The sequence below is a fragment of the Pseudomonas sp. BF-R-01 genome (genome assembly GCF_019946615.1).
GTDB lineage: Bacteria > Pseudomonadota > Gammaproteobacteria > Pseudomonadales > Pseudomonadaceae > Aquipseudomonas > Aquipseudomonas migulae.
In genome coordinates this window covers 22,299-29,857 of the sequence record NZ_JAGYFX010000073.1, presented here as the reverse complement: position 1 = coordinate 29,857, position 7,559 = coordinate 22,299, and the positions used below count along the sequence as shown (strand labels likewise).

Sequence of the window (7,559 nt, the reverse complement as noted above, 5' to 3'; positions counted from 1 at the left end):
CGCCCCCTCGAGAGGCCGAGTGGAGGTTCTGCGCAGTGGGCAACCCGGCATGGATGCCGGGTTAGCCGCGCACGGCCAAGGATGGCCGATCGCGGCGGGCCCACGGAGCAGGACCGGAGCGAGGGCATGCCGAGCCACAGCGAGGCACCGAACGAAAGGGGCAAAAGCCCTTGGTTACTTGGGGCTCTTCCAAGTGACCCGCCGTAAGGGCGGAACCAATAGAAGCCGTTACCGCAAAAACGGATATCCCCCCAACCAACCGCACAACAAACAATGCCCTCATTTGCCCATAACCCCCATGTCTGCTAGTGTCGCGCCGGTTTAACGTCAACCGGAAATCGCCGCCATGGCCCGCAAAAAAGCTGCACTGGATTTCGAACAATCCCTCGCCGACCTGCAAACGCTGGTAGAGCGACTGGAGAACGGCGAACTGTCGCTGGAAGACTCGCTGACGGCTTTCGAGCAAGGCATCGGTCTGACCCGTGATTGCCAGGCAGCGCTGGCCCAGGCCGAGCAGAAGGTTCAAGTGCTGCTCGAACGTGATGGCGAACTCGCCGAGGAACCCTTCGACGCGGATCAACCAGAATGATTGCAGCGTATTCGGCGACGAGCCAGGCCCGCGTCAACGCGGCACTGGAAACCCTGTTCAACGCACCAAGCCCGGAACTCGCGCGGCTCTACGAAGCCATGCGCTACAGCGTGATGAACGGCGGCAAGCGCGTGCGCCCTCTGCTGGCCTACGCAGCGTGCGAAGCGCTGGGCGGCAAGCCCGAGCAAGCCAACGGCGCTGCCTGCGCGGTGGAACTGATCCACGCTTATTCGCTGGTGCACGACGATTTGCCGGCGATGGACGACGACGATCTGCGTCGCGGCCAGCCGACCACCCACAAAAAATTCGATGAAGCCTGCGCGATTCTCGCCGGTGACGGTTTGCAGAGCCTGGCCTTCAGCGCCCTGCTCGACCCGCGCCTGAGCTCGTCGGACGCTGAGATCCGCCTGCAAATGGTCAGCGCATTGGCATTGGCAGCAGGGCCGGCCGGCATGGTCGGCGGTCAAGCCATCGACCTCGGCTCGGTCGGCTTGAAGCTCGATCAGAAAGCCCTCGAATACATGCACCGGCACAAGACCGGCGCGCTGATCGAGGCCAGCGTCAAACTCGGCGCCCTCGCCAGCGGTCGTGCCGAGAAAGACGAACTGAAGTCCTTGCAGACTTATGCACAGGCCATCGGCCTGGCCTTCCAGGTGCAGGACGATATTCTCGACGTCGAAAGCGATACCGAAACCCTCGGCAAACGCCAGGGCGCCGACATCGCGCGCGACAAACCGACCTACCCGGCCCTGCTCGGCCTCGATGCGGCCAAAGCCTACGCGCTGGAACTGCGCGATCAGGCCCTGCACGCGCTGCGACCGTTTGACGCGGCCGCCGAGCCATTGCGCGATTTGGCCCGGTATATCGTCGAACGGCGCAGCTGACAGCGTATCCGCCAAAAAAGAGCAACGCGTGGGCAGGGGCCGATGCATCAGGTAAACTGCCGCCTCTTCTATACCTATAACGATTCGCCTGATGCCCACGACGTTTCATGAGATTCCCCGCAAGCGCCCGACCACGCCCCTGCTCGACCGTGCCAACACGCCGGACGGCCTGCGCCGGTTAGGCGAAGCCGAGCTGGAAACCCTGGCCGATGAGTTGCGCCTGGAATTGCTCTACACGGTCGGTCAGACCGGCGGGCATTTCGGTGCCGGCCTGGGCGTCATCGAGCTGACCATCGCGTTGCATTACGTCTTCGACACCCCGGACGACCGGCTGGTGTGGGACGTGGGTCATCAGGCCTATCCGCACAAGATCCTCACCGGCCGTCGCGAGCGCATGGGCACCCTGCGCCAGAAGGATGGCGTCGCCGCCTTCCCGCGTCGTTCCGAGAGCGAGTACGACACCTTTGGCGTCGGCCACTCCAGCACCTCGATCAGCGCAGCGCTGGGCATGGCCATTGCCGCCCGCCTGCAAAACAGTGATCGCAAGGCGATTGCCGTGATCGGCGACGGCGCGTTGACCGCCGGCATGGCGTTCGAAGCGCTGAACCACGCGCCGGAAGTGGACGCCAACATGCTGGTGATCCTCAACGACAACGACATGTCGATCTCGCGCAACGTCGGCGGCTTGTCGAATTACCTGGCGAAAATCCTTTCCAGCCGCACCTACGCGAGCATGCGTGAAGGCAGCAAAAAGGTCCTGTCGCGCCTGCCCGGCGCCTGGGAAATCGCCCGTCGCACCGAAGAATACGCCAAAGGCATGCTGGTTCCCGGCACGCTGTTCGAAGAGCTGGGCTGGAACTACATCGGCCCGATCGATGGCCACGACCTGCCGACCCTGATCGCCACTCTGCGTAACATGCGCGATCTCAAAGGCCCGCAGTTCCTGCACATCGTCACCAAGAAAGGCAAAGGCTTCGCCCCGGCGGAAGTCGACCCGATCGGTTACCACGCCATCACCAAACTCGAACCGCTGGACGCTCCGGCCGCTGCGCCGAAAAAAGCCAGCGGTCCGAAGTATTCCGGCGTGTTCGGCGAATGGCTGTGCGACATGGCCGCGGCCGACCCACGCTTGGTGGGCATCACCCCGGCGATGAAAGAAGGCTCCGACCTGGTGGCCTTCAGCGAGCGTTTCCCGCTGCGCTATTTCGACGTGGCGATTGCCGAACAGCACGCCGTCACCTTCGCGGCGGGTATGGCCTGTGAAGGCGCGAAACCGGTGGTGGCGATCTACTCGACGTTCCTGCAACGCGGCTACGATCAGCTTGTTCACGATGTGGCGGTGCAAAACCTCGACGTCCTGTTCGCCATCGACCGCGCCGGTCTGGTCGGCGAAGACGGCCCGACGCACGCCGGCAGTTTCGACCTGTCGTTCCTGCGCTGCATCCCCGGCATGCTGGTGATGACCCCGAGCGACGAAAACGAACTGCGCAAAATGCTCACCACGGGCCATCTGTACAACGGCCCGGCGGCGGTGCGTTACCCGCGCGGCAACGGCCCGAACGCAACGATCGAGAAAGACCTGCAACCAATCGAAATCGGCAAAGGCGTGGTTCGCCGTCAGGGCAGCAAAGTCGCCCTGCTGGTGTTCGGCGTGCAATTGGCCGAGGCGCTGAAAGTCGCCGAGACGCTGGATGCCACTGTGGTCGACATGCGTTTCGTCAAACCGCTGGATGAAGAGCTGGTTCGCGAAATCGCCGGCAGCCACGAGTTGCTGGTGACCATCGAAGAGAACGCGATCATGGGCGGTGCCGGTGGCGCGGTCAGCGAATTCCTCGCCCGCGAGAACATCCTCAAGTCGGTGCTGCACCTGGGCTTGCCGGACCTTTACGTCGAACACGCCAAGCCCGCGCAAATGCTGGCCGAGTGCGGGCTGGACGAGGCCGGGATCGAGGCCTCGATCCGCGAACGCCTGCAACTGCTAGCTCAGTAACCCCTCCCCCTGTAGGAGCGAGGCTTGCCCGCGAAGACGATCTAACGGTCAACATAAATGTTGAATGTTATGGCCTCTTCGCGGGCAAGCCTCGCGCCTACAAGTCCCGTGTTTGCTACGGATTACCCATGAAACTCTCCCGCCTCGCCCTGACGCTGACCCTTCTGCCGTCCGGCCCGCTCCTGGCCGACACCTTCGAACGCGATCAAGCCCTGAAGCTGCCCGACGTACTGATCAGCGCCAACCGCCAGGTCGAAGCGCGCAACGACAGCAGCGCCGCCAACACCGTGTTCACCCGCGACGACATCGACCGCCTGCAACCGGGCAGCGTCACCGATCTGCTGCGTCGCGTGCCGGGCGTGCAAGTCGGGCAGACCGGTGGGCGCGGCAGCTTGCCGGGGGTTTACATTCGCGGCACCAAATCCGCTCAGAGCCTGGTGCTGGTGGACGGTCAACGCATCGGCAACTCGACTTCCGGCGACAGCAACCTGCAACACATCAACATCGAGCAAGTCGAGCGCGTGGAAGTGCTGCGCGGCTCCCGCTCGGTGATTTATGGCAGCGATGCGATTGGCGGGGTGATCCAGATTTTCACCCGTCGTGGCGCCGAACAAGGCCTGCAACCGCGCCTGCACATGGGTTTTGGCAGCAACCAGACCTGGGAGCGCAGCCTTGGCGTGTCCGGTGGCGATGAGCAAACCCGCTTCAACCTGGGCGCCAGTCTCGATGAGACCGCCGGGATCAATCGCACCCACGCGTCGTACCCCAGCGATGGTGATCACGATGAGTATCGCAACAAGTCGGTGAGCCTGAGCCTGAGTCACGCCCTCACCGATGACCTCGAAATCGGCGCCAACCTGCTGGATAACCGTGGCAAAAGCGCGTTCGACAACCCGTTCGGCCGCTTCGATGCCACCACCTTCGAATCGGTCCAGCAGCAGCCTTACAACGAATTCACGGTGAGCAGCCTCAGCAGTTACCTCGATGCGCGCATCAACGACCGGTGGAAAACCCGCGTTGAGTTCGGCCACAGCGAAAACCGCGAGCAGACCTTCGACAAGCTCAGCGATGAACGCAGCGTGTTCAACACCTACCGAGACTCGGTGAACTGGCAGAACGACCTGACGCTCGACGCGCGCAACAGCCTGATCCTCGGCGGTGATTGGTACGAAGACCGCATCAACAGCAGCACCGCATTTGACGAGGACAGCCGCTGGAACCGCGCGGCATTTATCCAGCATCGCTATCAGGCCGACAGCTTTTCCACGGAACTGGGCCTGCGCCGCGACCAGAACCAGCAGTTCGGCAGCCAGAACAGCTGGAGCGGCACCTTCACCCTGCCGTTGAACCCGGATAACGATGTACTGCTGACCTACAGCGAAGGCTTTCGCGCACCGACGTTCAATGACTTGTATTACCCGGATTTCAGCAATCCGGACCTGAAGCCTGAAACCTCGAAAAGCTACGAGCTGCAATGGCGCAGTCAACTAACCGAAAACAGCCGCCTCGAAGCCTCGCTGTATCGCACCGATCTCAAGGACGCGATTATCTTCGGCAGCAACAACCGCCCACAGAACGTCGCCTCGGCACGGATCAACGGGTTTGAAGCGGCGTTGAAGCAGGAGCTGTTCGGTTGGCAGAGCAACCTTGGCGTGGCGTTCATCGACCCGCGGGATCGCGACAGTGGGCACACCCTGGCGCGTCGTGCACGGCGGACGTTGAGCCTGGATCTGGATCGACAGTTTGATCGACTGGGTCTCGGCGCCAGTTGGCAAGCGGTGAGCAGCAGCTTTGACGATGAGGACAATCGGCAGCCGTTAGGCGGGTATGCGCTGCTGGGACTGCGCAGCAGTTGGGAGCTGAATCGTGAGATCAAGCTTGAGCTGAAGGTCGATAACCTGCTGGACAAGGGTTACAGCCGGGCGTTGTACAGCCATGAGGGCAGTCAGTATGGGTATCGCGAAGAAGGTCGGGCGTGGATGTTTGGGGTGACCTGGACGCCGGAGATCTGATCTGACATTTGCGGTGTTCGGGCGGGCCTCTTCGCGGGCAAGCCTCGCTCCTACAAAGCACCGTGATCCTCTGTAGGAGCGAGGCTTGCCCGCGAAGGTGGCGCCGCGGTTTAACGATCGGGCGCAATCAATTGGCAGAGCTTGGCCGTCGCCTCGATCATCTGCCCACTCGGCCGCTCCAGCCCTTTATCCGTCACCATCCGCAATCGCCCCTGCGCCACCGCCGTCACTTGCGGCCACGCCTTCCACGCCTCCAGCTGCGCCTGATCACCGGCCAGAATCACCTCGGGATTACGCTGCAACACCGCCTCCACGCTGACCTGCGGCGCCGGCAATGTCAGGTCGGCAAACACATTGCGCGCGCCGCACACGTCCAGTGCATCGCTGATGATCTGCCCGCCACCGACGGTGTACAGCGGACGATCCCAGACCTGATAAAACACCCGCAGCGGTTCATCCCGCCGATAGCGCTGGCGCAGTGCATCGAGGCGCTGACGCAGGCCGCTGGCCAATGCCGCGCCTCGCTCGGGCCGGCCGAGCTGCGTGGCAATTGCCTCGATTTGCGCGGTCAGTTGGTCAAGAGTGTGGGGGTCGGCGACGTACGTGGGGATGTTCAGGCGCTTGAGTTGTTCACGCTGGGCCGAGCCGACGCTGCCGGGCCAGAGCAGCAACAAATCGGGTTGGAGGCTGAGCAACCGCTCCATGTCCAACTGGCCGTAGCGGCCAACGGAAGGCAGGTCTTTGAGTTCAGCTGGACGATCGCCGGCATCCAGTACGCCGACCAGAAGATCAGCCGAACCCAGCTCAACCACGATTTCAGAGAGAGACGGCGCGAGGCTGACGACGCGCTCGACCGCAGAGGTCAGGCTGCTGACGGCCAGCAGCAAAACCGCCAGCCCGATGCGGCGCATCAGCCGAGTTGACGCGGGATACGGTAGAGGTAGAACAGCACCGTGGTCGACAGCGCCAACAGCACCAACGGCACCGCTTCAAGACCGACGAATACGGCCAACGCACCGATCCAGGCCGGTAAACCGGCGGCCAGAAACGCAGTGCGGCGCTTGGCAGCCAAGACAATCCACGCGGCGGGCTCTTCAGGGGTATCGAGGGCTTTCTGGGTGGCGATCAGTGCGTGTTTGTAGCCACCGAAAAACTTCAGGCTGACAAACATCGAGGCCACACCGGCGATGAACAGCGGCATCGCCAGCACCGGCAGGATCGCCTCGCCCTGGCCAAACACGCCGTTGATCACGAACAGCGGCAGCAGGGCCAGCGCCAGGTATTGCCACCAGCTGACGGACAGTCGGCGCCGCACTTGACCGCGGGTCACGCCCGGTCTACCTCACCCTGATGCTCGTTGCCCATCATGTGGTCGAGCTTGCTGGCCTTGGTGGCCAGGTAGAGTTTGTTGTGCGGATTGTGGCCAGTGTGCAGCGGCACGCGCTCGGCGACGACGATACCCATGTCGGTCAAGGCTTTGACCTTGCGCGGGTTGTTGGTCATCAGGCGCAGGGATTTTACCCCCAGGTGTTCAAGCATCGGCAGGCACATGGCGTAGTCGCGCTGGTCGGCGGCGAAGCCCAGACGCTCGTTGGCTTCAACGGTGTCGGCGCCGCCGTCCTGCAATTCATAGGCGCGGATTTTGTTCAGCAGGCCAATGCCACGGCCTTCCTGACGCAAATACAGCAATACGCCACGGCCTTCGCGGGCGATGGCCTGCAAGGCAGCCTCGAGTTGCGAGCCGCAGTCGCAGCGCTGGCTGAACAAGGCATCGCCGGTCAGGCATTCAGAGTGCAAGCGGCCGAGTACCGGGGCACCGTCGTCGAACTCACCGAGGCTCAGTACAACGTGCTCGCGCCCGTTCTCTTCATCGAGAAAGCCATGCATGGTGAATTGCGCAAAAGGCGTTGGCAGCTTGGAAGCGGCGACAAAAACGACAGGCACCGGTGTGCTCCTGATCAATAAGTACTGGAGATTCGCAGACGCGGCATTGTAACAGCAGGTTCCTACAGACGCTTAGGCTGAATTATGGAGCATAACGATCTAAAAGTTTGATCACAGCCCCACATCAGAACCTGTAGGAG

The 7,559-nt window shown here is 62.5% G+C and carries 7 protein-coding genes; 4 read left to right on the top strand and 3 right to left on the bottom strand.

Features of this window, described 5'->3' with window-relative positions; translation table 11 throughout:
• The first annotated feature begins 346 nt into the window (after positions 1–346).
• From KGB27_RS22580 to KGB27_RS22565, 4 genes are all read left to right on the top strand, one after another.
• The gene (locus KGB27_RS22580; RefSeq protein WP_007894317.1) at positions 347–589 is read left to right on the top strand and encodes an exodeoxyribonuclease VII small subunit; all 243 of its coding nucleotides are present in this window, start codon (positions 347–349) and stop codon (positions 587–589) included.
• A complete protein-coding gene (gene ispA, locus KGB27_RS22575; protein WP_008042967.1) occupies positions 586–1,473 on the top strand; it encodes a (2E,6E)-farnesyl diphosphate synthase in 888 nt (295 codons plus the stop codon). Before KGB27_RS22580 ends, ispA begins: the two co-directional genes overlap by 4 nt.
• A gap of 91 nt (positions 1,474–1,564) precedes the next feature.
• Complete coding sequence (gene dxs / locus KGB27_RS22570; protein ID WP_223481726.1) at positions 1,565–3,463, top strand: 1-deoxy-D-xylulose-5-phosphate synthase; 1,899 nt, start codon at positions 1,565–1,567, stop codon at positions 3,461–3,463.
• A 128-nt stretch (positions 3,464–3,591) separates the two neighbouring features.
• Positions 3,592–5,475: a TonB-dependent receptor domain-containing protein gene (locus tag KGB27_RS22565; RefSeq protein ID WP_223556431.1), complete on the top strand. Its 1,884-nt coding sequence runs from the start codon at positions 3,592–3,594 to the stop codon at positions 5,473–5,475.
• A 110-nt stretch (positions 5,476–5,585) separates the two neighbouring features.
• Here KGB27_RS22565 and KGB27_RS22560 read toward each other — a convergent pair whose 3' ends face one another.
• From KGB27_RS22560 to ribA, 3 genes are read right to left on the bottom strand one after another with little or no spacing between them, the layout of a single operon-like run.
• Positions 5,586–6,386 carry a cobalamin-binding protein gene (locus KGB27_RS22560; RefSeq protein ID WP_223556430.1) on the bottom strand — a complete coding sequence of 267 codons (801 nt, stop codon included), beginning with the start codon at positions 6,384–6,386 and terminating at the stop codon, positions 5,586–5,588.
• Complete coding sequence (locus tag KGB27_RS22555) at positions 6,386–6,805, bottom strand: hypothetical protein (protein ID WP_008033728.1); 420 nt, start codon at positions 6,803–6,805, stop codon at positions 6,386–6,388. Before KGB27_RS22555 ends, KGB27_RS22560 begins: the two co-directional genes overlap by 1 nt.
• Entirely contained in the window at positions 6,802–7,419 is a 618-nt protein-coding gene (ribA, locus tag KGB27_RS22550) for a GTP cyclohydrolase II (protein ID WP_008033730.1), read from the bottom strand. Before ribA ends, KGB27_RS22555 begins: the two co-directional genes overlap by 4 nt.
• Between the last annotated feature and the right edge of the window lie 140 nt (positions 7,420–7,559).

Coding starts and splice junctions, on each gene's coding strand:
- dxs (WP_223481726.1), top strand. CDS start 1,565: ATGCCCACGACGTTTCATGAGATTCCCCGCAAGCGCCCGACCACGCCC.
- KGB27_RS22565 (WP_223556431.1), top strand. CDS start 3,592: ATGAAACTCTCCCGCCTCGCCCTGACGCTGACCCTTCTGCCGTCCGGC.
- ispA (WP_008042967.1), top strand. CDS start 586: ATGATTGCAGCGTATTCGGCGACGAGCCAGGCCCGCGTCAACGCGGCA.
- KGB27_RS22580 (WP_007894317.1), top strand. CDS start 347: ATGGCCCGCAAAAAAGCTGCACTGGATTTCGAACAATCCCTCGCCGAC.
- KGB27_RS22560 (WP_223556430.1), bottom strand. CDS start 6,386: ATGCGCCGCATCGGGCTGGCGGTTTTGCTGCTGGCCGTCAGCAGCCTG.